The organism is Kocuria cellulosilytica, from assembly GCF_040981245.1.
Lineage (GTDB): Bacteria > Actinomycetota > Actinomycetes > Actinomycetales > Micrococcaceae > Kocuria > Kocuria cellulosilytica.
In genome coordinates, this window is the sequence record NZ_JAVFWZ010000006.1 from 78,969 (window position 1) to 105,178 (window position 26,210).

General features: G+C 73.2%; 17 protein-coding genes. 5 read left to right on the forward strand and 12 right to left on the reverse strand.

Annotated features, from left to right (window positions below):
• The first annotated feature begins 63 nt into the window (after nucleotides 1–63).
• A complete protein-coding gene (locus RCG67_RS10645; protein WP_368826121.1) occupies nucleotides 64–1,077 on the forward strand; it encodes a Gfo/Idh/MocA family protein in 1,014 nt (337 codons plus the stop codon).
• A gap of 105 nt (nucleotides 1,078–1,182) precedes the next feature.
• On the opposite strand, the gene RCG67_RS10650 is transcribed toward RCG67_RS10645, so the two are convergent.
• A complete protein-coding gene (locus RCG67_RS10650; protein ID WP_438612659.1) occupies nucleotides 1,183–2,214 on the reverse strand; it encodes a LacI family DNA-binding transcriptional regulator in 1,032 nt (343 codons plus the stop codon).
• A gap of 176 nt (nucleotides 2,215–2,390) precedes the next feature.
• Between RCG67_RS10650 and RCG67_RS10655 the strand changes: the two genes are divergently transcribed.
• Both RCG67_RS10655 and RCG67_RS10660 read left to right on the forward strand, forming a co-directional pair.
• Complete coding sequence (locus RCG67_RS10655; RefSeq protein ID WP_368826125.1) at nucleotides 2,391–3,569, forward strand: Gfo/Idh/MocA family protein; 1,179 nt, start codon at nucleotides 2,391–2,393, stop codon at nucleotides 3,567–3,569.
• The gene (locus RCG67_RS10660) at nucleotides 3,566–4,573 is read left to right on the forward strand and encodes a sugar phosphate isomerase/epimerase family protein (RefSeq protein WP_368826127.1); all 1,008 of its coding nucleotides are present in this window, start codon (nucleotides 3,566–3,568) and stop codon (nucleotides 4,571–4,573) included. The genes RCG67_RS10655 and RCG67_RS10660 overlap by 4 nt, the downstream gene beginning before the upstream one ends.
• 130 nt (nucleotides 4,574–4,703) lie before the next feature.
• Here the strand turns inward: RCG67_RS10660 and RCG67_RS10665 are convergent, their stop codons facing one another.
• From RCG67_RS10665 to RCG67_RS10675, 3 genes are all read right to left on the reverse strand, one after another.
• Nucleotides 4,704–5,096 (reverse strand): tautomerase family protein, encoded by a 393-nt coding sequence (locus RCG67_RS10665; protein WP_058874319.1) that lies wholly within the window; start codon nucleotides 5,094–5,096, stop codon nucleotides 4,704–4,706.
• 164 nt (nucleotides 5,097–5,260) lie between these two features.
• Complete coding sequence (gene iolB / locus RCG67_RS10670; protein WP_368826129.1) at nucleotides 5,261–6,178, reverse strand: 5-deoxy-glucuronate isomerase; 918 nt, start codon at nucleotides 6,176–6,178, stop codon at nucleotides 5,261–5,263.
• A gap of 60 nt (nucleotides 6,179–6,238) precedes the next feature.
• Nucleotides 6,239–6,979: a GntR family transcriptional regulator gene (locus RCG67_RS10675; RefSeq protein WP_368826131.1), complete on the reverse strand. Its 741-nt coding sequence runs from the start codon at nucleotides 6,977–6,979 to the stop codon at nucleotides 6,239–6,241.
• A 173-nt stretch (nucleotides 6,980–7,152) separates the two neighbouring features.
• Here RCG67_RS10675 and RCG67_RS10680 point away from each other — a divergent pair, with 173 nt between their 5' ends.
• Entirely contained in the window at nucleotides 7,153–8,208 is a 1,056-nt protein-coding gene (locus tag RCG67_RS10680; protein WP_368826133.1) for a Gfo/Idh/MocA family protein, read from the forward strand.
• Between the two features lie 49 nt (nucleotides 8,209–8,257).
• Here RCG67_RS10680 and purU read toward each other — a convergent pair whose 3' ends face one another.
• From purU to RCG67_RS10705, 5 genes are all read right to left on the reverse strand, one after another.
• Nucleotides 8,258–9,124, reverse strand: coding sequence for a formyltetrahydrofolate deformylase (gene purU / locus RCG67_RS10685; protein WP_368826135.1), 867 nt, complete (start codon nucleotides 9,122–9,124; stop codon nucleotides 8,258–8,260).
• 609 nt (nucleotides 9,125–9,733) lie between these two features.
• The gene (locus tag RCG67_RS10690; protein ID WP_368826137.1) at nucleotides 9,734–10,879 is read right to left on the reverse strand and encodes a VIT1/CCC1 transporter family protein; all 1,146 of its coding nucleotides are present in this window, start codon (nucleotides 10,877–10,879) and stop codon (nucleotides 9,734–9,736) included.
• A 243-nt stretch (nucleotides 10,880–11,122) separates the two neighbouring features.
• On the reverse strand, nucleotides 11,123–12,361 hold the full coding sequence (locus tag RCG67_RS10695) for a benzoate/H(+) symporter BenE family transporter (RefSeq protein WP_368826138.1): 1,239 nt from the start codon (nucleotides 12,359–12,361) through the stop codon (nucleotides 11,123–11,125).
• A 133-nt stretch (nucleotides 12,362–12,494) separates the two neighbouring features.
• A complete protein-coding gene (locus RCG67_RS10700) occupies nucleotides 12,495–13,907 on the reverse strand; it encodes a TY-Chap domain-containing protein (protein WP_368826140.1) in 1,413 nt (470 codons plus the stop codon).
• A gap of 185 nt (nucleotides 13,908–14,092) precedes the next feature.
• Entirely contained in the window at nucleotides 14,093–17,437 is a 3,345-nt protein-coding gene (locus tag RCG67_RS10705) for a DEAD/DEAH box helicase (protein ID WP_368826141.1), read from the reverse strand.
• A gap of 128 nt (nucleotides 17,438–17,565) precedes the next feature.
• On the opposite strand from RCG67_RS10705, the gene RCG67_RS10710 reads away from it, so the two are divergent.
• Nucleotides 17,566–20,691, forward strand: coding sequence for a hypothetical protein (locus RCG67_RS10710; RefSeq protein ID WP_368826143.1), 3,126 nt, complete (start codon nucleotides 17,566–17,568; stop codon nucleotides 20,689–20,691).
• Nucleotides 20,692–20,773: 82 nt separating this feature from the next.
• Here the strand turns inward: RCG67_RS10710 and RCG67_RS10715 are convergent, their stop codons facing one another.
• The 3 genes from RCG67_RS10715 to betT form a co-directional block, all read right to left on the reverse strand.
• Nucleotides 20,774–22,393 carry a GMC family oxidoreductase gene (locus RCG67_RS10715; RefSeq protein WP_368826144.1) on the reverse strand — a complete coding sequence of 540 codons (1,620 nt, stop codon included), beginning with the start codon at nucleotides 22,391–22,393 and terminating at the stop codon, nucleotides 20,774–20,776.
• Between the two features lie 101 nt (nucleotides 22,394–22,494).
• Nucleotides 22,495–23,988, reverse strand: a complete 1,494-nt coding sequence (locus RCG67_RS10720; protein WP_368826146.1) for an aldehyde dehydrogenase family protein — start codon at nucleotides 23,986–23,988, stop codon at nucleotides 22,495–22,497.
• Complete coding sequence (gene betT / locus RCG67_RS10725) at nucleotides 23,985–26,129, reverse strand: choline BCCT transporter BetT (RefSeq protein ID WP_368826147.1); 2,145 nt, start codon at nucleotides 26,127–26,129, stop codon at nucleotides 23,985–23,987. The genes RCG67_RS10720 and betT overlap by 4 nt, the downstream gene beginning before the upstream one ends.
• Nucleotides 26,130–26,210 lie beyond the last annotated feature (81 nt).

Here is a 26,210-nt window from a genome sequence, read left to right on the forward strand (position 1 = left end):
CCGGCGGGGACGGGGCCCCCGAGACCACCCCGCCCTGCGAGGGGCACAGAGAGGACACAGACCATGAACACTCCGTTGCGCGTAGCCGTCGTCGGAGCGGGCCGCATGGGCGCCGACCACATCGACCGGATCCACCACCGCACCACGGGCGCCGAGGTGGCGGCCGTCGTCGACATCGACCGGCCCCGGGCGGAGGCCGCCGTCGCCCACATCGACGGCGCCGTCGCCTGCACGAGCTTCCAGGAGGTCCTGGACCGGGGTGACATCGACGCCGCCCTGATCGCCACCCCGGGGTTCCTGCACGAGGACGTCCTGCTCGCCGTGATCGAGCACGGACTGCCCACCCTGTGCGAGAAGCCGCTGACCCCGGACGCCGCCTCCGCGTGGCGCGTGGTGCAGGCCGAGGCCGCCGCGGGCCGGAAGCTCATCCAGGTGGGCTTCATGCGCCGCTTCGACGCCGGCTACCGGTCCCTGCGCCGGCTCATCGAGGAGCAGACCTACGGTGAGCTGCTGACCCTGCACCACCAGCACCGCAACCCGACCACCCCTGCGGGCTTCACCAACGAGATGATCATCAACGACTCCGTGGTGCACGAGTTCGACGCGGTGCGCTACTTCACCGGGGAGGAGATCACCTCCGTCCAGGTCCGGATCGGACGCTCCACCCGCAACGCCCCCAACGGTCAGCGCGACCCGCAGCTCGTGCTGATGGAGACGGAGTCCGGGGTGCTCGCCCAGGTGGAGGCGTACGTCAACGCCCAGTTCGGCTACCAGGTGGCCACCCAGGCCTCCTTCGAGACCGGTGTCGTGGGCATCGGCGGGGACACCGAGCCCTACGTCCGCACGGCCGGCACGTGGGGCGGCAGCATCACCCCCGGCTTCGAGGAGCGCTTCCGGGACGCCTACGACATCGAGCTCCAGGACTGGGCCGACGCGGCCGCGCGCGGCGAGCTGGGCGGGCCCTCCGCCTGGGACGGCTACGCCACCGCGGCGTGCTGCGAGGCCGGCGTCCGGGCCCAGGCCAGCGGGGAGATCGTCCCCGTGCAGCTCGAGGAGAAGCCGGAGCTCTACCGGTGAGCCCGCTCCAGCGGTGAGCTCCCACCGCTGAGTCCCCGCCCCGGGCCGGTCCCGGAGCCGCCGCGGCGGCTCCGGGACCGGCTTCCCGCTCTCCTGCGCGGACCCTCAGCCGCTCCGGGGCGCCGCGCACGAGCTGCGCAGCACCAGGCGGGGCGTCAGCAGCGCGGTCCGCACCGGAGCCGCCGCCGTCGTCGTCGCCCGCTGCACGAGGCGCTCGGCGGCGGCGGCCCCGACCTCGGCGTTGCGCCCGTCGACCGTCGTGAGCCGCAGCAGGTGGGTGGCCGCGACGGGGGAGTCGTCGTAGCCGATCACGGACAGGTCCTCCGGCACCCGCAGCCCGCTCTCGCGGGCCGCCGCCAGCGCCCCCATCGCCATGGTGTCGTTGGCCGCGAAGACCGCGGTCGTGGCCGGCGCCCCGGCCAGCAGCCGCAGCGCGGCCCGATAGCCGTCCTCCTCCGTGGTGCCGCCCGCGCCGCGCACCGTCGGCGCGCGCAGGCCCCGCTCCCGGAGTGCGTCCCGGAAGCCCTGGGCCCGCAGCTCCGCCGCTCCGCCGTCACCGGTGAGGTGGCCGAGCCGCCGGTGGCCGAGCTCCAGGAGGTGCTCCGTGGCGAGCCGGCCGCCGAGACGGTCGTCGTCCGCCACGACGTCCGCGCCGGGGATCACGCCACGCCGGCTGCCCGCGACCACCACGGGCAGTCCCTCCGGAACGCGCATGGCGGGCGTCGGTTCCGTGGCGATGACCAGGCCGTCGACGCGCATGGCCAGGAAACCGTCCAGCGGGCCGGTCTCCACGTGCGCGTTCAGCGTGTGGTCGGAGACCGCGATGCGGAAGCCGTGCGGGGCCAGCCCGTCCTGCAGCCCCTGCAGGAGGGAGACGAACCAGAGGTTCCGGAAGTCGTCGAGGACCACGCCGATGGTGCGGGTGGCGGCTCCGGCCAGCGCCGCGGCCGCCTGGCTGGGGCGGTAGCCCAGCTGCTCCACCGCCTCCAGGACGGCGGTCCGCCGGGCCTCGGACACGCTGGGGGAGCCGCGCAGGACGAGGGAGACGAGCGACTTGGAGACGCCCGCGGTCCGGGCGACGTCGTAGATGGTGGGCGGGCGGGGCGGACGCGAGTTCACCACAGCATTCTCCCCCATGTTGTCCTGACAAACCTCTTGACCGGGTCCCGAGGAGATCCTACGCTCGTTGGAGCGCTCCAAAGAGGTGATTCGGCACACAGCGTCCGGCGCCCCGCCGCCGCCCCTTTCCGTCCCACCCCTGCGCGTTCTCCCCGCACTCCCCGTTCGTCCCGTCCCCGCTCCAGGAGAGAAACATGACCGACAGCATCGGCATCGCCGTCATCGGCGCCGGCATGGCCGGGCAGGCCCACGCCGCGGCCTACCGCGTGGCGCCCACCCTCTACGACCCCGTCCTGCCTCCGCTGCGCTACGCGGCCGTCGGCGACGTCAACGAGAGCCTCGGCGGCCACGTCGCCCGCCGCTACGGCTACGAGAAGGCCGTGGGGTCCTGGGAGGAGATCGCGGAGGACCCGGGGATCGACGTGGTCAGCGTCGTGATCGCCAACCGCTTCCACCGCCAGGTCGTCGAGGGCCTGCTGGAGGCCGGCAAGCACGTGCTGTGCGAGAAGCCGCTCAGCGACACGCTCGAGGACGCCCGCGCCATGGCCCGGGCCGCCGAGCAGGCGGACAGCACCGCACGGATCGGCTTCACCTTCCGGCGCACCCCCGGCATCGCCGCGATCCGCGACCTGATCCAGGGCGGAACGCTGGGGAAGGTGCTGCACTTCAGCGGCCGGTACTGGACCGACTACGGCGTGAACCCCAAGGCGCCCATGAGCTGGCGCTACCAGGGCGGTCCCGGCTCCGGGGCGCTGGCCGACGTCGGCAGCCACCTCGCCTACGTGGCGGAGTTCCTCTGCGGCGACATCGCCTCCGTGTCCGGCGGCCGCCTGGCCACCACCATTCCCGAACGCCCCCTGCCCCTCGGCGCGGTGGTGGGGCATGACATCGTCGAGGTCAGTGACACGTACGAGCCGGTCGAGAACGACGACTACGCGGCCTGGTCGGCCGAGTTCGCCACCGGTGCCGGCAGCCTGGAGGTCTCCCGGGTGGCCGCGGGGCACCCCAACACCCTGACCTTCGAGGTGTTCTGCGAGAAGGGCGCGGCGCGGTTCAGCCAGCTGCGCCCGGCCGAGATCGAGCTGTTCCTCACCGACGGGCCCGAGGCCACCAACGGCTACCGCACGGTCAACCTCGGCCCGTCCCACGCCTATCTCGGCGGCGGACTGGCCATGGATGCCCCCGGCGTCGGGTTCGGCCAGAACGACGCCTTCGGCTACCAGGCCCGGGCCTTCCTCGAGGAGGTCGCCGGTCTGGACGAGTCCGTCTCGCTGCCGCGCAACGCGTCCTTCGCGGACGGCGTGCACAACATGGAGATCCTGGCGGCGGCCGTGGAGTCCGCCACCAACCACGGAAAGAAGGTCGTCCTGTGAAGCTCGGCGTCTACAACGCGATCCTGCACGACCGCCCGCTCCCGGAGGCCCTGAAGGTCATCGCCGACCTCGGCCTGACCGGCATCGAGATCAACACCGGCGGGTTCCTCCCGGCCGTCCACGTCCCCGACATGGACGCGATCCTGGAGAGCGACGCCGCCCGCGACGACTACCTGGGCGTCTTCGAGGGGACCGGCGTCTCGATCGCCGGCCTCAACTGCAACGGCAACCCGCTGCACCCCAAGCGGGAGATCGGCGAGAAGCACGCCGAGGACATCCGCCGCTCGATCCGGCTGGCCGCGCGGCTGGGCCAGACCCGCGTGGTGACCATGTCCGGGCTGCCCGGCGGAGAGCCCGGGGCCACGGTGCCCAACTGGATCGTCAACGCCTGGAACTCGGCCTCCCTGGACGTGCTGGACCACCAGTGGGGAATCGTGGCCGACTTCTGGCGGGAGACCGACCGCCTCGCCGCCGACCACGGCGTGAAGGTGGCCCTGGAGCTGCACCCGCAGAACGTCGTCTTCAACACCGCCGACGTCCGCAAGCTCATCGACCTGACCGGTGCTACGCACGTGGGGGTGGAGCTCGACGCCTCGCACCTGTTCTGGCAGCAGATGGATCCGGTGGCCGTGGTGCGCGAGCTCGGCCCGCTCGTCCTCCACGCGGCGGCCAAGGACGTGCGGATCAACCAGGAGAACGCCGCGCTCTACGGTGTGCTGGACAACAGCTTCCGCCGTCTCTCACCCGAGGAGGAGCGCACCAACCTCGGCGGCGACGAGTGGGCCAACGAGTGGCCGAAGAACTCCCCCTGGGACTTCGTGGCACTGGGCCGCGGCCACGACACCGCGTACTGGGCCGAGTTCCTCACCGCGCTGCACGAGGTCGACCCGGACATGGTCGTCAACATCGAGCACGAGGACGTCTCCCTGGGCCGCATCGAGGGCCTCGAGATCGCCGCGGGCGTCCTGAAGGACGCCGCCGCGTCCGTCGCCGCCCTGCGCTGAGCACGGCTGCCCCTCTGACGGGTCGCCTCCGGCGAGTCCCCTCCGGCCCCGGAGGGGGCTCGTCCGCGCTCCGGAGCTGCCGTCCCGGCCTTCCGTCCCGGAGCCGGCTGCGGGACCGAAGGCCACCGGGCTAGAGCTCTCCGGTGAGGAACTGGGCGGTGCCCAGGCCGAAGGACCAGTCCTCGCGGGTGTTCTCGGTGACGGAGACGATGAGGTCCTGCGGGTCCAGGCCGGTGCGCTCCTCGAGGCGGTCGGCCAGGGCGCGGTACATGGCCTGCTTCTGGGCCTCGCTGCGGCCCTGCTGGGTGACCTGGACGACCACGAGGTCGTCGGTGCGGGTGTAGCCCAGCCCGGTGTCCTCGGCGATGATCTGCCCGGGCCGGTGCTCGGTGATGATCTGGTAGCGGTCGCGGGGCGGGGCGGCGAAGGTGTCGAGCATGACGTCCTGGACGGTGTCGGCGAGCTCGCGGAGCTGGGCGGGGGAGCGGCGGTCCTGGACGACGTCGATGCGCACGAGGGGCATGGTCGGAGCCTTTCGTTCGGTGCGGGCGGGAGGGGCTGGTGCGGTGCGGGGTGGTCCTGCAGGAGCGGTCCGGAGCGTGCGGAACCCCTGCTGCGAGAATTCGACCGCATGTCGGGACATGTGGGAACAGGGGTGGGGCGTGCCCGACGGCGCCGCGGAGCCGCTCAGCGGCCGAAGGGCAGCCGGGAATCGACCGCCGACTCGTCCCAGGTCCGGCGGATCCAGCCGTGGTGGGGGTCGTCGCTGATCAGCCACTCCCGCACCCGGCCGGGGCCGGCCATGACGTTGAGGTAGTACAGGTCGTAGCCGGGGGTCGCCATGGCGGGCCCGTGCCAGCCGTAGGGCACCAGGACGACGTCGCCGGAGCGCACCTCGGCGCTGACGTCGATGGGCCGGTCGTCCGAGGCGTAGACGCGCTGGTAGCCCATCGGATCGGTGCCGACGCCCGCCGGCACGGGCATGCCCTCGGCGAGCTGCGTCTCGAAGTAGTAGATCTCCTCCAGGGCGGTCTCCCCGTCCTTCTCCTCGTCGTGCTTGTGCGGCGGGTAGGAGGACCAGTTGCCCGAGGGGGTGAGCACCTCGCAGACGATGAACCGGTCGGCCTCCAGGGCCGCGGGCGTGCCGAAGTTGTGCACCTGGCGCGAGCAGTTCCCCGCCCCGCGCAGCTCCACCGGGATCTCGTCGCGGCTCACGAGCCGGGTCGGGTGCTCCGCCCGGGCGGGCGCCGAGGCCACGGCCACCCGGCCGCCGGTCGGGGTGGACACGGTCAGGTCCCGGCGGATCCCGGTGTAGAGCACGTCGGTGGGGCCGGCGAAGACGGACGGGCGGCCGGCGAGGTCGTAGCTCTCCCCGCCGGTCTCCGCCGTGAAGGTTCCCGCGAGGGGCACCACGATGCGCTCCTCCTCCGCGGCGTCCAGGCTGATCCGCTCGCCCGGGCCGAGGTCGGCCACGCGCAGGCCGGTGTGGGTCCAGCCGGGGACCTCGGCGGTGGAGTCGTGGCCGCCCAGGGAGACGAACCAGCCGTCCTGGGCGGCGGAGTCCTTGGGGTGGACCCAGTCGGGGCGGGAGCTGTCGGTGTGCATGGGTGGGTGTGCCTTCCGGTGTCGTCGTCGTGCGGTGGTTCCGGGCCGGTGCGCCGGTGCTCAGCGCTGGACGAGGGTGAGCTCGAACGTGTACTTGTCGGCCCGGTACACGTGCCGGCCGGTCTCGACCTGGCGGCCGAGGTCGTCCATGGCCGTGCGGTGCATGCTGACCAGCGCGGCCCCGGGCTCCACCCCCAGCTGCTCCGCCTGGAACGCGTCGGCCGAGACGGCGCCCACCCGCTGGTGGGCCAGCTGGAAGTTGACGCCCTGGCCGCGCATCAGCGAGTACAGCCCCTCGTCCTCGAGCTGCTCGCGCGTGAGCTCGCAGAGCCCGCACGGGATCCAGTTCTCCATGAGGGCCAGCGGCTCGCCGTCCGTGCTCCGCCGGCGCACGAGGTGGTAGACCTCGTCGCCCGGTGCGAGCCCGAGCAGCAGCGCCACCTCGTCGTCGGCGGGGACCCGGGCGAAGTCCAGCACCGTGGTGCTGGGCTTGCCCCCGCTGCGCTGGAGGTCCTCGTGCAGGCTGGTCAGCTCGAGCGAGCGCCGGACCTGGCTGCCCACCACCTGGGTGCCCACCCCGCGCTTGCGCACCAGCAGCCCGGCGCGGACGAGCTGGTCCATGGCCTTGCGCATGGTGGGGCGGGACAGGTTGAGCCGGTTCGCCAGATCGATCTCGTTGTCCAGCTTGGTGCCCGGGGGCAGCTCACCGCTGCGAATGGCGTCCTCGAGCCCCTGCGCCACCTGGTGGTAGAGGGGCACGGGGGAGGTCTTGTCGACCGTGAGGTGGAGCGGGCCGGACATGGGGACCTCCAGGGGCTGGACCGTGCGTGCACGACTGCGGACGCCCTCCATTGTGGCCGATGGAATGTGTGTATGTCCATACAATGTGTTGACATTGGTGAGCTGGGTCACCCAGGATGAACCGCGGGCCGGTCCCGGCCCACCCCCCTCCGTCCCGTGAGAGGAACCCTGCCATGACCGTCCGGATCGGACTCGTCGGCGCCGGCCGCATCGGCGCCATGCACGCCGCCAACCTCGCCGCCCTGCGCACTCCGGAGGGCGCTCCGGCGGTGCGGCTGAGCATCACGGACGCCGTGCCCGAGCAGGCGGCCGCCGTGGCCGCCCGGACGGGGGCGGCCCCGCGGCCCACGGTCCGGGCGCTGCTCGACGACGGCGTGGACGGCCTCGTCGTCGCGACCGGCACGGCCTCCCACCCGGAGCTGATCCGGGCCGGGCTGCAGGCCGGGCTGCCGGTCTTCTGCGAGAAGCCCGTGGCGCTGTCGGTCGAGGAGGCGATGCCCCTGCTCGACGAGATCGAGCGCGTGCAGGGCGTGGTGCAGATCGGCCACCAGCGCCGCTTCGACCCCGGCTACGTCCGCGCCCGGGAGCTCCACGCCTCGGGGGCGCTGGGGTGGTTGCACACCGTGCGCGCCGTGACCGGTGACATGACCCCGCCGCCCGTGGAGTTCCTCGCGACGTCGGGCGGGCTGTTCCGGGACTGCTCCGTGCACGACGTCGACGTCCTCCGGTGGATCACGGGCCGGGAGGTCACCGAGGTGTACGCCCGCGGGTCCAACCGCGGGGACCCCCGGATCGGCGAGGTGGGCGACGTCGACACCGCGCTCGCCGTGCTCACCCTCGACGACGGCACGGTGGCGACCGTGGCCGCGACCCGCTACAACGGGGCGGGCCACGACGTGCGGCTCGAGCTGCAGGGCTCCCAGGGCTCGGTGGCCGTGGGGATGGACGAGCACATGGCCGTGCGCTCGGCCGAGCCGGGCGTCGGGTTCCCCGCGGGGCCGCCGCACACGACGTTCCACGACCGCTTCGCCGAGGCCTACCGCCGGGAGATGGCCGCCTTCGTGCAGGTGTTGCGCGGGGAGATCCCGAGCCCCTGCACGGCCCGGGACGCCGTGGCCGCCTCCCGGGTTGCCGACGCCGCCCAGCGCTCCCTCGAGACGGGCGCCGCCGTCCGGGTGGAGCCCCTCGAGGCGGCCCCCGGGGCGGGACGGGCGGCCGGCCGCCGGTGACCCCGCCCGCCGGCGGCCCCGGCGAGGCCGGCCGGGCGGATCAGGTCGTTCAGACCAGGACGATGGTGCGGTTGCCGGAGAGCACCACGCGGCCCTCGGCGTGCCACTTCACCGCGCGGGACAGTGCCTGCATCTCGGCGTCGCGGCCCACCGCCACGAGGTCCGCGGGAGTGTGGGCGTGGTCCACGGGCATGACCCGCTGGGCGATGATCGGGCCCTCGTCGAGGTCCGCCGTCACGTAGTGGGCCGTGGCCCCCACCATCTTCACGCCCCGGGCGTAGGCCTGGTGATAGGGCTTGGCGCCCTTGAACGAGGGCAGGAACGAGTGGTGGATGTTGATGCACCGCCCCGACAGTTCGCGGGTCAGCTCGTCGGAGAGCACCTGCATGTAGCGGGCCAGCACGACCAGCTCGACGTCGTAGCGGTCCACGAGGTCCAGCAGCCGGCCCTCGGCCTGCGGCTTGGTCCCGGCCGTGACGGGGATGTGGTGGAAGGGGATCCCGTGCCACTCCACGAGGCTCCTGTGGTCCAGGTGGTTGGAGACCACCGCCACGATCTCGATGGGCAGCTCGCCGATCCGGGTGCGGTGCAGCAGGTCCGTCAGGCAGTGGGAGAAGCGGGAGACCATCACGAGCACCCGCGTCCGGCGCTGCGCGGAGACCAGCCGGAACCGCATGCCGTGCTGCTCCGCGACGGGGGCGAAGCCGTCGGCCAAGGATTCGACGGTGGCCGTGCCGGCCTCGCTGACGGTGTGGCAGCGGATGAAGAACTCGTCGGTGAAGCGGTCGGAGAAGTGCTTCACGTCGAAGATGTCGCAGCCCTGCTGCGTCAGGTTGGACGTGATGGCGCTGACGAGCCCGTGGGCCTCGGGGCAGTGGACGGTCAGGACGTGTTCGACGGTCCCCTGGGCGGGCATGGGCGGGCTCCTCGGCGCTGGTGACGGGTGCGCCGCGCGGTGCGGCCCCGGCGGGGGCGTGCGCGGCCCTCCGATCCTAGCCCCAGCGGGCCGCGACGGTGTGCCGGGCGGGGCGGGCGCGGTGTAGACCGATGGCCGCGGGAACGGGCGGTAGGAGTCCGCCCGGCGCGGGGAGAGATGCGCCTCCCATGGAGGACCCGCGGCCATCGGCAGGCGTTGCACGCCTCAACAGAGGAGAGCCGTGGGCTGAGCGGCTTTCAGAACACGGATGCCGCAGACGGTGCACCCCCCAGTGCGTCCGAATCGGTCCGATCCGTGCAATTTCCCCCATTGCTGTGGTTCTCACCACGTTTGCAACTTTATCCGACGAGGCACCGCGTCCGCACCCGCTTTCCCCAGAAGATTCCCGGGACGGGGCGCGGAGGGCGGGGGAGCGCCGCCCGGTGGGCCGGCCCGGCAGCCTCCCGGGGCGGCGGATCCGCCGGGAAACCGGCTCCCACCAGCCCTTTCGCGCCGGCGGCGGCCGGCGTCCGCTGCGGGCGGTGCCCGCTGCTGTCCCCCGAAGTACGGACAGGGGCCGGTCGCCCTCACCGCCCCGCGGCGAGAGGGTCAGGAGACGCTCGTGTTGAACAGCAGGCCGAGGAGATAGGTGGCCAGCGCGGCGCCGTAGCCGATGGCGAGCTGGCGCAGCCCGCGCTTCCAGGGCGAGGCCCCGGAGAGCAGGCCGACGAGCCCCCCGGTGACCAGCAGGGCGATCCCGACCAGGACGAGGGCCACGGCCATCGCGGGGATCCCCGTGAGGCCCGCGAGGTACGGCAGGATCGGGATGATCGCCCCGGAGGCGAAGAAGCAGAAGCTGGACGCCGCCGCCCCCAGGTCCGTGCCCAGGGCCACGGTGGAGTGCTGGGCCGGCTCGTCCGCGACGGTGTCCTGGAACGACCGGGAGGGGTCGCAGTCGCACTCGTAGTAGCCCAGCCGCTCCGCGGCGCGGTGCTCGGCGGCCTCCTCGCTCATGCCCCGGGCCCGGTAGATCAGCACGAGCTCGTTGGCGTCCAGGTCCAGGTTCGGCGCCACGTGCAGCGTCACCTGGGTCGGCTGGGAGGCGTCGAGCAGCTCGCGCTGCGAGCGCACGGACACGAACTCCCCGGCCCCCATGGACAGCGCGCCCGCGAGCAGGCCGGCGACCCCCGCGAAGAGCACCATCCCGGGGGAGGTCCCGGTGGCGCCCACGCCCATCACCAGTGCGAGGTTCGACACCAGGCCGTCGTTGGCGCCGAAGACCGCCGCCCGGAAGTTGCCGGAGAGCTTGTGCCGCCCCTCGGTGGCGAGGGCGCGGATGATCTCCTCGTGCACGGCCTCGTCCGCCGCCATGGCGTCGGACGCGTCCTGCTCGCGCTCGTAGGGGGAGCGGCTCTCGGCCCGCTGGAGCAGGGCCAGGACGAAGACGGAGCCGAAGTGCGCGGCGAGGAAGATCAGCAGCCGGGAGTACAGGGACGGCCGGGCCTCGGCCCCGGCGTGCGGGCCGAGCAGCCGGACCCAGTGCTCGGCGTGGCGCCGCTCGGCCTCGGAGACCTGGTGCAGGATCTCCCGCTCCCGGCCGCTGCTGCGGGCGGCGAGGAGGGCGTAGATCCGTGCCTCGGCGCGCTCCTCCGCGAGGTACTTGCGCCAGCGGCGGATCTGCCCCCGCTCGGATCGGCTCGGGCGGGAGGTGTCCTCCCGGGAGGCGGGGGAGTCGGCGTCGGGTGCGGGTGTCATGGGGCCTTCCTCGGGCCCGCGGCGGCACGGGGCGCGCGGGGTCCGACCGGGGAGCGTACGGAGTGCTGCGGAGGGGCCCGTCCGTCCGCGGGCACGGGCGGACCGCCGGCACCGGTCGTCGGGCCCGGGACGGCGGCGGGCCGACGGGCGGCGGGCACCCGGGAGCGGCTCCCCTTCGCTACCCGACGAGTGTAGACCCGCGGGGGCGCCTCCGGAACTCGGGACCGGCGCCGTGCGGACCGCTCAGCGGGAGCCGGCCGCCGCGGGGCGGCGCAGGATCGCGTACGCCGCGATGCCCGCGAGCATGCCCCAGAACGGGGAGACGATGCCGTAGGGCGCGATCCCGGAGACCGTGACCACCAGGGTGATGAGCGCCGCCTCGATGACCGCCGGCTGGTGCCGGCCGGGGTGCATGCTGTCGAAGAAGGAGCCCTGCAGCGCGCCCAGCAGGGCCACGCCGGCGAGGGCGGTGATCATCCCCGGGGGGATCGCCGAGAACGCGGCCACGATGGTGTCCGCGAACAGGCCGAAGAGGACGTAGAAGAACCCGCACGAGACGCCGGCCACGTAGCGCCGGGCGATGTCCGGGTGGGACTCGGGACTGGTGGCGATGCCCGCGGTCACGGCCGCGAGGTTCAGGGCGTGGCTGCCGAAGGGCGCGAAGGCGACCGACGCGACGCCCGAGGCGCCGAGCAGCAGGCGGTCCCGGGCGGCGTAGCCGGCCGTGTGCATCATGGCCAGGCCCGGGGCGTTCTGCCCGGCCGCGGTCACGATCAGCAGCGGGATGCTGATCCCGGCGATCGCGTCCCACGAGAACGTGGGCAGCGTCAGCACCGGCTCGGTGAGGGAGAGGTCCAGGACCACGGGTTCGATCCGTCCCCGGACGAGCGCCGCGAGCACGCCCAGCGCCAGCGCGGCGAACACCGCGTAGCGGGGGAAGAACCGGCGGCCCAGGAGGTAGCCGAGGACCAGGGCGCCCGCCACCCACGGGTTCTCGACGACGGCCGCGGCCACCTTGATGGAGAAGGGGAACAGGACGCCCGCCAGGACGGCGGCGGTGATGGGCTTGGGCACCGCGGCCAGGATCCGGCCGATCAGCCCGGTCACGCCCAGGAGCAGGCCCAGGACGCCGGTGACGACGTAGGCGCCCACGGCGTCGGAGAAGGAGTAGTTGCCGAGCGAGGTGATCAGCAGCGCCGCCCCCGGGATGGACCACGCCACCATCACGGGCTGGCGGGTCCACACGCTCATGAGCGCGCACGTGAGGCCCGAGCCGACCGAGATGGCCCACAACCAGGAGGAGGTGAGCTCCGGGCTGAGCCCGCCCGCCCGCGCGGCCTCGAGGACCACGAGCACGGGCCCCGAGTAGGAGACGACCACGGCCACGAGGCCCGCGAGGACCGCCGACGCGGACCAGTCCCGCCGGAGTCCGCGGCCGGAGTGCACGGCGACCGGGGTGGTGCTCGACACGTGGCGGCTCATGGAGTGCTCCCGGGTGACAGAACGCGCAGTGGTGGAACGGCGGACCGTGCCAGCCTAGGACCTCGTTCCGCGGCAGATAAATATCAGTCCTGCATGATTCCCCGAGCACAGCATATGAGTGCTCCGGCGGGCGTCAGGAGTCGACGGTGTCCGGCGCCGCCGGCGTGCGCCACTGCCGGCGGTCGGGGGCGATGACGTCGGCCTCGTCGCGGGTCTCCGCGGGGAAGGACCCCACGCCCCAGTGGAAGCGGTACGGATCGGCGCAGCCCCAGCCGAAGCGCAGGCCCTCGACGAGCTTCTGCGCCGCCTCCGGGAAGCCCAGCGGGGCGGTGGTCCACGGCTGGTCCCAGCCCGCGGGCTCGTTCCACTCGTCCTCGTGGAAGAAGGTGGCGTCCACGGGCCAGGCCGCGTTCGTGAGCTGTCCGCCCGAGAGCACGGCGCACTCCACGCCGTGCGGGCCGACCCCGGCCCACGCGACGGGCGCCTCCGACCGGTCGTCGCAGCGCTCGTACTCCACGACGAGGAAGTCGTTCCAGGGCAGCCGGGCGAGCACGGTGGCGATGAGCCGGCGCAGGTCCTCCCAGACGTCCTCGCCGGCCACCGGGGTGGTCTCGTCCGGGAGGACCACGCCGATGCCGGCGCGGCCGAGCATCTCCTGGGCCTCCGGGGTGGCCAGGTCGGACCAGGTCCTCGTGTCGGCGAAGCCGTCCCCTGCGGGCTCCCCGGCGGGCTGGCGGGCGGAGGCGAAGCGCATGGCCTCCTCCCACGAGCCGAAGAACCGGCGGACGCCGTCGAAGTAGGGCCTGCGGGTGCTGTGCGCCTCCTGCTCGACCACCCACCGGCCGTAGCGGGCCGTGGTCGGGTGGTGGCCGGTGCTGCGGCAGTGGGAGAGGAACGCCGTGACGGCGGTCGCGTACTCCTCCTCCGTGAAGGCGCGCTCGAGCGCGGGCTCGGCGCCGGCCCGCAGCCCGATCCGCTCGAGCGCCACGTCCCAGCGGCCGCCGCCCAGGCGCTGGGCCACGGTGCGGTCGGGCACGGGCCAGTGGTGGGCGAGCGTGCACAGGAACTCGGAGTCCGTGCACAGCCCCAGCCGCGCGATCTCGTAGCTGTGCGCGCTGAGCGGACGGCAGGCGGTCTCCCGGGCGCAGTGCTGCTGGGCGGCACCGATCAGGCCGAGGGTCCGCCGGGTGAGGGAGCCGTCGGCGTCGGAGACCGCGAGGAGCCCGGTGACGTCGCGGACCAGGTCCGTGCTCAGGTTCAGCGCCGCGTAGTCGGGGGCCGGGGGCAGTCCGAGGTGCTGGGCCATGACCAGCCAGACGCCGGCGCCGACGGCGCCGTCGTTGATCTCGGGGGCGGCGGCGTCCTGCGGGAAGCGCTGCCCGAGGTGCGCGATCGCCGCGTCCAGCAGGGCGGTCGGCTCCTCCGGGAACAGCAGCTGGAAGCGCATGCGCACCTGGCCGCGGGTCATCCCGCGGTCGGCCATCGCGTGGATCAGCGAGCCGTAGCGCTGCACGAAGGCTGCGAGTCCCGCCACGGCGTGAGGCATGGAGGGTCCTCCGGTCGAGTGGTCGGACCGGCCCGGGGAAGGCGCCCGGGCCGAGGGGGCTGCGCCGTCGTGCGGCCGCGGCCGCACGATACCGCGCACCTCCGATGCTAGTGCCTGCCCGCCGCTTCCCGCTCGTGCGGGGGAATGTGACGGGCCCGCACCCCCTCCGCCGACGCAGCCGCAGGTCAGGGGGTGAGCAGGCCCCGGATGTCCTCGGCCGTGAGGGCGCTGGAGAACATCCTGTCGTCGTCCAGCACGGCCGTGAACAGCCTGGCCTTGCGCTCCTTGAGCGCCATGACCTTCTCCTCGATCGTGTCCCGGGCCACGAGCCGGTAGACCATCACCTTCTTCTGCTGGCCGATGCGGTGGGTCCGGTCCACGGCCTGCTCCTCGGTGGCCGGGTTCCACCACGGGTCCAGGAGGAAGCAGTAGTCGGCCTGGGTGAGGTTGAGCCCGAAGCCGCCCGCCTTGAGGCTCACCAGGAACACGGGGACCTCGCCGGACGTGAACCGCTCGAGCACCCGCGCCCGGTCCGTCGTCGAGCCGTCGAGATAGGCGTAGGGGATGCGCAGCTCGTCCAGGCGGGCCGCGGCCTTCTTGAGGAAGCTGGTGAACTGGCTGAACACCAGGGGCCGGTGGCCCTCCGCCACGATCTCGGGCAGGTGCTCGAAGAGCAGGTCGAGCTTGCTCGAGGAGACGTCGGCCGCGGGGTCCACGAGGGACGCGTCGAGGCTGAGCAGCCGCAGGGTGGTCAGGGACTGGAAGATGGTGAACCGGTTGCGGTCGAGGTCGCGCAGCAGGCCCAGGACCTTCTGCCGCTCCCGCTGCAGGCGCGTGTCGTAGATCCTGCGGTGCGCGGGGGAGAGCTCCACCTCGATGGTCTGCTCGAGCTTGGGCGGCAGCTCGAGGTCCACGGACTCCTTGGTGCGGCGGAGCATGAGCGGCTTGACGCGGCGGCGCAGCCGGGCGAGCGCCGCGGCGTCCTGCCCGCGCTCGATGGGGCGCTGGTAGGTCTCCGTGAACCTCCGCCGGGACGGGAACAGGCCGGGCGCGGTGAGGGACAGCAGCGCCCACAGCTCCACGAGGCTGTTCTCGAGGGGGGTGCCCGTGATCGCCAGCTTGAACGGGGCGTCGAGGTCCTTCACGGCCCGGTGCGCCTTGGTCCGGGGGTTCTTCACGAACTGCGCCTCGTCGAGCAGCACCCCCGCCCAGGAGATCCCCCGGTAGGCGGCCTCGTCCAGGCGCAGCAGGGTGTAGGAGGTCACCACCACGCGGGCGCCGCCGGCGGAGTCCGCGAGCGCGGTGCCGGCCTTCGCCTGCGTGTCGGTCACGCCCACGACCGGCAGGGACGGGGCGAAGCGCCGGATCTCCGCCGTCCAGTTGGGCACCACGGAGGTCGGGGCGACCACGAGGAACGGCGGCAGGTCCGGGTCCTGCTCGACGGCGCGGCAGATCAGGGCGATCGCCTGCACGGTCTTGCCGAGGCCCATGTCGTCGGCGAGGATCCCGCCCAGGCCGTGGTCCCACAGCACGCTCAGCCACGAGTAGCCCTCGCGCTGGTACGGGCGCAGCTCGGCGTGCAGCGTCGCGGGCACGGGGGGCGCCCCGACGGCCCCGAGCTCGAGCAGGGAGCGCACGCCCTTCCGCCAGGCCTCGGCCTGCTCCGTGTCCGTGGCGACGTCCTCGAGGTCCTGCCACAGCCCGGCCTGGTGCCGGTGGATCCGCAGGGGCCCCTCGGGGCTCTCCTGCAGCGAGCGTGCCTCGGCGATGAGCTCGCGCAGCCGGTCGAACTCGGGGCGCTCCAGGGAGAACCAGGACCCGTCCGGAGCCAGCATCACGTCCTGGCCGAGGTCGAGGGCGCGGAAGACGTCGGCGAAGGAGATGTAGAACTCGCCCACCTTGACGGTGACCCCGAGGTCGAACCAGTCGCGGCGCTCCGTGGCGGCGGTGCTGACGGTGATGGTGGGCGGCTCGGCGATCTGCTGGTAGGCCCGGCGCCCGCCGGTGTGCTCGATCCGCAGGTCCGGGACCTTCTCGAGGGCGGGCAGCCACTCGCGCACGAGCACCAGGGCGTCCTGCGCCACGTAGCTCGAGCGGCGGAAGTCCACGCCGGGCGCCCGGTGCCGGACCGCGGCGGTGACCGCCGTCTCCCAGGAGGACTCCCGGTGCACGGGCTCGTCGGCGAGCGGGTCCTCGGGGCGGAACGGCAGCAGGATCCGCTCCCGGCCCTTCTGGTACTCCCACTCCCAGCGGGCGCGGATCGTGAGCTCCTGGTGCTCCAGGGTGAGCACCAGCTCGGGGTCCGCGACCTGCGGCAGCTCGATGGACCCGTCCCCGGTGGCCACGTCCATGCTGCGGTGCAGCCGCGGGAAGTAGCGGTCGAAGAACTCCTCGACCTCGTCCTCGGGGATCCGCAGCCCGCCCGCCGTGTCCAGGAACCGCCGCTGCTCGCGGGTGAGCCGGGTGGCGAGGGGCACGAGGCGCAGGGGCAGGACGTTGAGGTCCTCGGTGTCGGCGACGGCCTGCGGGTCGCCGTCCGGGGAGAACAGCCCGTGCCCGGGATCGCCGATGATCCGGGCGGTGTCCAGGGCGATCCGGCGGCCGCCGCTGTCCACCGTGGGCCGCAGCTCGAGGTCCTCGCCGGGGCCGCGCAGCACGTCCACGTGGAAGCGTCCCGGCTCCTCGAGCGCCACGGGCAGCCCGTGCTCCCGGCCGACCAGGGAGATCCCGGCGGCCTCCGCCCGGGCGAGGATGCCCCACAGCAGCGGGGAGGCGTAGGAGTCGAGCCGGATCCAGTGCCGGTCGTGCACCGCCCAGGGGGAGCGGGTGGCGCTGAGCGCCCGGAGCTCGTCGAACCAGTCGACCTGCTCGGGGCTCAGCGACCACCGGCCGGCGTCCGCGGTCACGGTCTCCCAGTCCAGCCCGCCCTTGATCCACCCGCCGCGCCGGCCCCGGCGCACCGGGCGGACGTACAGGTGCCACGGCGAGCCCGCGCGTCCCGTGCCGTGCACGTACCGGTACGGCTCCCGGCGCAGGTCGAACTCCAGGGCCACCCCCTCCGGCTCCTCGGGGGGCGGCTCCACGGGGTCCGTCCCGCCCAGGATCTCGGTCAGGGCGTCCTTCCAGTCGGGGGTGTTCCCCCGCCGCGCGGACGCGCGCCCCTCCCGGGGCGCGGCGCCCGCCGGGGACGACGGCGCGGCGGTGCCGCCCTGCTGGTGGGCGCGGACCGCGGTCTCGAAGTTGTGGCGCAGCACCGCGGCGACGGCGTGCTTGCAGAAGCCCCCGGCCGGGCAGGTGCACCACGCGGGCCCGGGTGCGCCCCCGGCCCCCACGTGCACGGTCACCGAGTACACCGCCCCGGAGCCCTCCACCTCGGCGGCGAGGACACCGGCCCCCTCGGCGCCCGGGGACCACCGGACGGTGCGCACGCGCCCGGTGCGGAAGTACTCCTGGCCGCGGCGGAAGACGGCGGGCCCGGAGGCGGCGACGAGCCGCCGGGAGTCCACGAGGGGGCCGGGAGGGGAGTGCATCGTCCCACCGTATCGGGCCGGGGCACCGGCTGCCGCGTGTGCGGAGCCCTCCCGCGGGCTATCTATAATCGAGGCGACCCCTCGAACTATCGACAGCGGCCCCACGTGCGGCCGCGGACGGAGGACTCGTGCCCGACACTGCTGGGCTCCGCCTCGGAGACCATGCCATTGCCGACAGTGCCGAGGAGCTCGCCTACCTCCGCTGGAACGACGCCGTCTGCGCGGCCTTCTTCGGCCCGGAGCGGGCGGGGGAGCTGATCTACCTCGACCTCGACGACAAGACGCTCGCCGCGATCGGCGAGGAGCGCGGCCTCGACGGGCCCTCGACCCTGCGGGCGCTCGCGGACTCGGTGACGCCGCTGCTGGTGACCGAGGACGGGCGGCGCTCGGTGTTCGACGTGTTCAACCGGCTCAACGGCCAGTGGTACCGCGCCACCCGCCGCAGCCTGGACTCCATCGCGGAGATCCCGCCGCCGCCCGTCGTCGCCCTGCTGGCGCTGTTCGCCCTCGCCGGGCGGCACATGTCGACCCTGGCGGCGCGGACGGGCAACAAGTCCGTCTCCACCTTCTTCCTGCCCCTGACCGTGCTGCTGCAGGCCGGGCCGGAGAACGCCAAGGCCCTCGAGTCGTCCTTCAAGAAGGACACCGAGGCGTACTGGGACGCGCTGCGCTACTGGCTCGAGCTGCGCAACGGGGAGATCGGCCTGCCCACGGCGTACGCGGTGAACCAGCGGCCGGTCGGGCTCGCGCTGTCCCAGACGATGTTCGGCGAGGCCGAGCGGCGCCAGCTGCACCGCATGTTCGAGGACCTGGGGATGACCACCGCCCAGGGCCTGTCCGCCGCGGAGCTGGGCGTCTACCTCGACTTCTGGCTGGACATGGCCGAGACCAAGGCGTCCAAGGCCATGAAGCAGGTCTGGGCGAACCCGCTGACCCGTGAGCCCGGCCTCGAGATCGCCCTCGCGGAGCTCGCGGTCTGGGAGCAGTCCCGGGAGCAGGCCCGCGCCGAGGTCCGCGCCGGCGGCCGGGGCCCGGGCCGCAGCGCGGTCAAGTCGTGCTCCCTGTCCCTCACGGACAGCACCGACTACGTGGGCAACCCCGTGTTCGAGCTCGGCTTCGTGGTGCCCAAGCGCTTCCTCTCCGGCCGGGAGGTGGAGCTCGAGACCACGGCGGGGCCGCGCACCGTGTTCCTGTCCTTCATCGGGGACGCCTTCCTCGGGGTCTCCGCCTACACCGCGCGGATGGACCCGGGGTCGCTGCTGGGCGGGACCCTGCAGCTGAGCGCCGGGGACGTGCGCTTCGAGCGCAACCCGCGCCCGGTGGTCATCTTCGCCAAGGACGGCTTCTCGGACACCTTCATCTCCGTGGACCACATCCCCGCGGCCTGGCCGTGCCGGATCATGGTCCGGGACGAGCCCGAGTGGATCGCCCAGATCAAGCGCATCCTCGACGACTCCGCCTCCCCGGACTACCGCTTCGTCGAGGCCGGCACGCACGGCCTGGCCGAGGGCTGGGTGATGTTCGACGACGTGCAGGTGCTGCGCGCGGGCAACCCGGAGCTCACCGCCAACGACAACTTCTCCGGCCTGGTGCCCCGGCTGGTCCCCGCGATCACCCTCTCGGGGGGCCTGCGGATCCCCGGGAGCGTGGTGCGCTGGTCCGCGCTGCGCCCCCCGCAGGTGACCATCACCTCGGACACGGACGCGCCCCTGACCGTGGAGTGCGAGTGGCGCAACCCGCACTCGTTCAAGCTGGAGAAGGCGAAGCTCGTGGAGGGGCGCGTGCCGCCGTTCCAGATCTCGCTGCACGGCACGCCGATGGCGCGGGCGGACCGGACCCTCAAGCCCAACGACTACACCCTGGTCCTCAAGGCGGGCCGCACGGTCCGGCAGCGCCGCGAGTTCAAGCTCCGGGACTCCTCCTTCCACCTGACCCAGCGCTCCCTCGGCTACGAGGGCGAGGTGGTGCACGTCGAGGAGGAGCCCCTGTGGCCCGTCACGGCGGGCGTCGTGGCGGAGCTGCCCGAGCGGTACGTGCAGGGCGCCTTCGACAACCTGCCGGCGCGGGAGGCGGCCGGGGACCACGAGGTCCCCGGTGCCCCCGGCTGGCACTCCTCCGAGGGGCAGCTGCTGCTCGAGCGCAGCAACGCGCTGCCCGAGCCGGAGGGGCGCTCCTGCCTGGCCACCGGCCGGCACCGCATCGTGCTGCCCGCGATGGAGCCCAAGGCGAAGGCGCCGTGGATCTTCGGGCAGTGCGCCCAGTGCGGGCTGCAGAAGCGCTATCCGGGCCGGCTCACGAAGCCCTCCGCGCTCACCTCCACCGGCTCCGTGGAGGCGCTGCGCTTCATCGGCCCGGACGAGGGGGAGTACCCGACGTCCTGGGCGCCGTTCCGGGACGCCCTGACGTTCCTGGGCGGCGGCAAGCGCTCGAGCCTGTCGATCGTGGCCCGCCAGCTCGAGGACTCCGAGCGCTTCGAGGAGTGGTTCGTGGGCCACCTGCAGGCCCTCGGCTTCCTCGAGGTGGTCCGCGACGAGCACTGGATCGTGCGGCGCTGGCAGGTCTGCGGTCCCTCCCTCACCCAGCTGGTGGACGGCTCCGTGCTGCTCACCGGCGGCTGGACCCCGGAGAAGGAGGCCGTGGTCGCGGAGGCGGCGGCGGCGCAGGAGGCGTCCGTGGTGGTGCTCTCCCCCGAGGACCACGGGACCACCCTGCTGCAGGACGTGGACCTCGGCACGCTGCAGGAGGCGCTGCCGGTGGGGCTGTGCGACGTCGTCTTCGACGCCGGGCCCGCGATGCTGGAGACCCTGCCCCCGCTGTCGGAGGTCGAGGAGCGGCTGCGGCGCGCGGAGATGCAGTACAACGGGGTGGCCGAGCGCTTCGCCCCCGAGGACGCCACGTGGGAGCACACCGAGGACCGGAACCGGCCGGGGCTGTACCGGATCAACCACCACCACCGGACCCGGTACGCGTTCCGCACCCCGGCGGACGTCGAGTCCGGCCACGCCCGGTTCGTGGCCTCGGGCATCGGCAAGCACTTCGCGGCCCGGCAGGCCGGGGTGCCGATCGTCTCCTACGACCCCGAGCTGGAGCTGCTGTCCGTGCCCATCGGCGCGGAGCTGGCCGGGCTCTACGCCCGCGCCGCCGTCCTGTGCTCGGGGTTGCTGCCGGCCAAGGTGGACGAGGACTTCTCGCTCAACTACGGGGACGTCACGCCAGAGTTCGCCCAGGTCCTGGTGGACAAGCTGATGAGCTGAGCGGCTCCCGGCCGGGAACGGCGACGGGCCCCGGGTCGTCCGACCCGGGGCCCGTCGCCGTCCTGCTCCGCGGGACGGACGCTCAGGCGCCGGCCTCCGCGGCGATCAGCTCCGCGCCGGCGTCCGCGGCGATGAGCTCCGCCGCGCGCTCCCCGATCATGTAGACGGTGATGTTGGGGTTGACCGTGGTCAGCTCCGGCATCACCGAGGCGTCGGCCACGCGCAGTCCCGTCACGCCCTTGACCCGCAGCTGCGGATCGAGCGGGGACATCGCGTCCTCGGCCGGGCCCATCCGGCAGGACCCGGCCGGGTGGTAGACGGTGTTGTGGGTGCGCCGGACGTAGTCGGCGATCTCCTCGTCGGTCTGCACGTCCTTCCCCGGGAACAGCTCCGTGCCCGCCCACTCGGACAGCGCCGACTGCGCGACGATCTCGCGGGCCCTGCGGATGCCGGCGGTCATGATCCGCATGTCGTAGCCCTCGGGGTCGGTGAAGTACCGGGGGTCGACCTTCGGCTTGTCCCGGAAGTCGCGCGAGCGCAGCCGCACGGTGCCGCGGGAGCGGGCGTGGGTGACGTTGGGGGTGAGGCAGAAGACGTTGTCGGCGGTGGGGTAGCCCTGCCGGTAGGTGTGCATGTCGAAGTTGACCGAGCCGTAGTGCATCATCAGGTCCGGCCGGTCGGTGCCCGGGTCCACCCGCGTGAAGATCCCGGCCTCCCACCACTGGGTGGACTCGGTGACCATGGGCTTCTTCGCCTCCCACTGGATCACGCCCTCGGGGTGGTCCTGCAGGTGCTCGCCGACGCCGGGGGAGTCCACGAGCACGTCCACGCCGACCTCGCGCAGGTGCCCGGCGGGGCCGATCCCGGAGAGCATCAGCAGCTTGGGGGTGTCGATCGCCCCCGCGGAGACGACGACCTCGCGGCGGGCGCGCACGGTGCGGGCCGTGCCGAAGGCGTTGTCGACGACCTCCACGCCCACGGCCCGGCCGCCCTCGACGACCACGCGCCTGGCCTGGGTCGAGTGCAGGACCGTGAGGTTCCCCCGGTCGGCGGCCGGGTGCAGGTAGGACACGGACGCGGAGGCCCGGGTGCCGTCGGGCCTGCGGTTGAGCTGGAAGAAGTTCGCGCCGTTGACCACGGTCTCGCCGGTGTTGAACGGGGTGCGCGGGATCCCCGCCTGCTCGCAGGCCTCGAGCAGGGCGACGCCGCAGGGGTCGTCGTCCGGGACCTGCATGAGGTGCACGGGTCCGTCGTGGCCGTGGTGGGCGCCGTCGGCGTCGTTGGTCTCGAGCTTCCGGTAGAGGCGGAAGGCGGTCTCGGCGTTCCAGCCCTCGGCGCCGTGGACCTGCTCCCACTCGTCGAGGTCCTCGGCCGGGGCCCAGAACGCGATGCACGAGTTGTGCGAGGAGCAGCCGCCGAGGACCTTGGCGCGGGCCATGCGCATGAAGGAGTTGCCGTTCTCCTGCTCCTCGAGCGCGTAGTCCCAGTCGTAGCCGGACTCGAGCAGCTCCATCCAGCGGCTGAGGGTGAGCACCTCGTCGATGCCCGCGTCGTGCGGGCCGGCCTCGATGAGCCCGACCGTCACGGCCGGGTCCTCGGACAGCCGGGCGGCGACGACGGCTCCGGCGGAGCCGCCGCCGACCACCACGTAGTCGAACTCCTGCGGGGTCTCGGGGGCGGGGGTGGTGCTGGGAACGGTCATGGTCTCTCCTGGCGGGGAATTCGGGGAACGAGGGTCCGTGGGCCCACGCCGTCGTCGTCCCCGCGGATCCGGGGGACGACGACGGCGCCGGTGGGCCCGGCTCAGTGCTGGGCGAACCAGCCGGTCACGGCCGGGGCGGTGTTCTGGTAGACGTGCTTGAGCTCCTGGTACTCGCCCAGGCCGGTGGGGCCGAGCTCGCGGCCGGTGCCCGACTGCTTCATCCCGCCCCACTCCGCCTGCGGCAGGTAGGGGTGGAAGTCGTTGATCCAGATCGTGCCGTGGCGCAGCCGCCCGGCCACGCGCTGGGCCCGCCCGGCGTCCTGGGTCCACACCGCGCCGGCGAGGCCGTAGATCGTGTCGTTGCCGATCTCCACGGCCTCGTCCTCGGTGCGGAAGGCCTCGACCGTGACGGTGGGGCCGAAGGCCTCGTCGTGCACGCAGTCCATCTCGCGGGTGCAGCGGTCGATCACGGTGGGCGGGTAGAAGAAGCCCTGCGCCAGGTCCAGCGTCCCGTCGGCGGAGGCCCCGGTCGAGTAGGTGCCACCGGTGCGGATCCGGGCGCCCTGCTCGCGGGCGCGCTGCACGTAGGCGTGCACCTTCTCGCGCTGCGCGGCCGAGATGATCGCCCCGGTCTCGGCCTGCTCGTCGAACGGGCCGCCGAGGCGGATCTGCTCGGCCCGGCGGACGAGCTCGTCGACGAAGCGCTCGGCGATCGACTCCTCGACCACCAGCCGCGCCCCGGCGGAGCAGACCTGCCCGGAGTGCACGAACGCGCCGTTGAGGGCGTTGTCCACGGCGGCGTCGAAGTCGGCGTCGGCGAAGACCACGTTGGGGTTCTTCCCGCCCAGCTCGAGGGCGACCTTCTTCACGGTCGGCGCGGCCGCGGCGGCGATCGACCGGCCGGTGACCACTCCGCCGGTGAAGGAGACGAGGTCCACGTCGGGGTGGCTCGCCAGCGGCGCCCCGGCCTCGGCGCCGGCGCCGGTCACGAGGTTGGCCACCCCGTCGGGCAGCCCCACCTCCTGGAGGACGTCCATCATGAGGACCGCCGTGTGCGGGGTCAGCTCGGCGGGCTTGAGCACGAACGTGCAGCCGGCCGCGATGGCCGGGGCGATCTTCCAGGCGGCCTGCAGCAGCGGGTAGTTCCAGGGGGTGATCATCCCGCACACGCCCACGGGCTCGGTGACGACCTTGGAGACCACGGCCGGGTCCCCGGCGTCGACCACGCGCCCGGCCTGCTCGGCGGCGTTCTTGCCGAACCAGTCGAAGCACGCGGCGATGTCGTCCATGTCGATCCCGGACTCGACCAGGCGCTTGCCGGTGTCCAGGGACTCGGCGCGGGCGAACTCGTCCTTGCGCTCGCGCAGCCGGTCGGCCACCGCCAGCAGCAGGTCGCCGCGCCGCGGGGCGGGCACGGAGGACCAGCGGCCGTCGTCGAAGGCCCGGCGGGCCGCGGCGATCGCGCGCTCGGTGTCCTCGGCGCGGGCCTCGGAGACCACGCCGACCTCGGTGCCGTCGGCGGGGCAGACGATGGTGCGGGTGCCGCCGGCGGCGGCGGGCTGCCAGCGTCCGTCGATGAACAGGGTGTCGGTCACGGGTGTGCCTCCTTCGTCACCGCGGGGGTCTGCCCCGTCGGCACGTCGTGGATGTCGGTGGACCAGTCGGGGTGGCCCTCGGCGCCGTCCTGGATCATGGACGGGCCGTCGTGGATGCTCAGGAAGGCCAGGTGGGCCTCCCAGTTGTCGAGGACGTCGTTGATGAGCTGCTCCCGGTTCCAGTCCATGACGTCGGTGCCCTGGGAGCCGGTCTCGTTGAAGACCTCCAGGCGGTAGTAGAGGTCCGAGTCGGGGTTGGTGCGGAACCCGCCGAAGGCGGGCACCGGGGTCGCCACCGGGTAGATCTGGTAGCAGAAGCTCCGGTCGTCGCCCATGGGCACGGTCAGCGTGTACTCGGACAGCCCCTGGTAGCCGACCTCCGAGCTGGACAGTTCGGCGGCGTGGCCCTGGGCGCAGAACTCCTCGACGACCTCGGCCAGGGCCGGGGCCAGCACGTGCTCCTCGTAGCGGCGGACCGCCCGCGGGCCCGGGAAGGAGCCGATGCGGGTCAGCCGGCGCCGCCACTGGCTGTCCGGGCCAGGGGTCCGGGAGGCGGTCACGGAGCGGCGGGTGGCGGAGCGGCCCTCGCGCTGGGAGCGTTCGGCGCGCAGGGCCTTCCAGAACCCGATCATCACGAGGTACATCACGACCGAGAACGGCAGGCCGATGATCAGCGTGGCCGCCTGCAGAGTGGCCACGCCGCCGACGAGCAGCATCGCCAGGGTCAGCAGGCCGGTCGCGGCGGCCCAGAACACGCGCAGCCACTTGGGTCCGTCCTGGGTGGGGTCCTGGATGGTCGAGGTGAACGTGGACATCACGAGCGCCCCGGAGTCCGCGCTGGTGACGTAGAACAGCAGCCCGGACAGGGTCGCCAGCCCGATGAGCAGCGGGGCGCCCGGGTACTGCTCGAGCAGGGAGTAGAAGGCCCGCTCGGGGGTGTTCATGGCGGCCTGCCCGAAGGCGTCGTCGCCGCCGGTGACGATCTCCAGGGCGCTGTTGCCGAAGACCGAGACGAGGATGAGGATGAACACGAACGGCACGGTGAGGGTCGCGACCACGAACTCGCGCAGGGTGCGGCCGCGGGAGATGCGCGCCAGGAACAGGCCCACGAACGGCGCCCAGGCGATCCACCAGGCCCAGAAGAACAGGGTCCAGCCGGCCATCCACTCGGCCGCGCCGGTGTAGGCGAAGGTGTCGAGGGCCATCCCGGGCAGCTCCGCCACGTAGTCGCCCAGGTTCTGCACGGTGGCGTCGAGCAGGAAGGAGGTGCGCCCGGCGATCAGCACCCACGCCACGAGGGCCACGGCCATCAGGACGTTGAGCTCGGAGAGCCGCCGGATGCCCTTGTCCACGCCCGAGACGCACGAGGCGGTGGCCATGACCACGGCCACCGCGATCAGCGCGGTCTGCGCGGCGACGCCCTCCTCGATGCCGAACAGCAGGAACAGGCCGTAGTTGAGCTGGACCACGCCGATGCCCAGGGAGGTGGCCACGCCGAAGATCGTGCCCAGCAGCGCGGCGATGTCCACGGCGTCCCCGGCCCGGCCGTGCACCCGCTTGCCGATCAGGGGATAGAGGGCCGAGCGGATGCTCAGGGGCATGTTCCAGCGGTAGGCGAAGTAGCCGAAGGCCATGCCCATCAGGGCGTACATCGCCCAGCCGATCACGCCGTAGTGGAACAGCGTCCACACCACGGCCATGCGGGTCGCCTCGAGGCTTCCGCCCTCCCCGGTGGGCGGGCCGTAGTACTGGGTGACCGGCTCGGCCACGGAGAAGAACAGCAGGTCGATGCCGATCCCGGCCGCGAAGAGCATCGCGGTCCAGGTGAACAGGTTGTACTGCGGCTTCGAGTGGTCCGGGCCCATCTTGATGGTGCCCTCGCGGGAGACCGCGACGATCACCACGAACGCGGTCACCACGGCGGCCGTGAGCACGTAGAACCAGCCCATGTTGGTGGCGATCCAGCCGACCACGGCGCCGATCACCGTGGCGGCCTGCTCGGGGGCCAGGATCGCCCACAGGGAGAACAGGACGATGCTCACACCGGAGCCGGCGAAGACGGCACGGTTGACCTTCGGTCGCGTCGCGGCGCCGGGCGGACCCTCGCTCTCGGGGGCGGAAGTGGACAGGGCAGCGGTCATGTCGGGTCCTCCTGGGAAGGGTGGTCCGGTCTCGTGGGGTCGCTCGCACGCCGGTCCGGGCGGATCGGGCGGGTGCGGGAC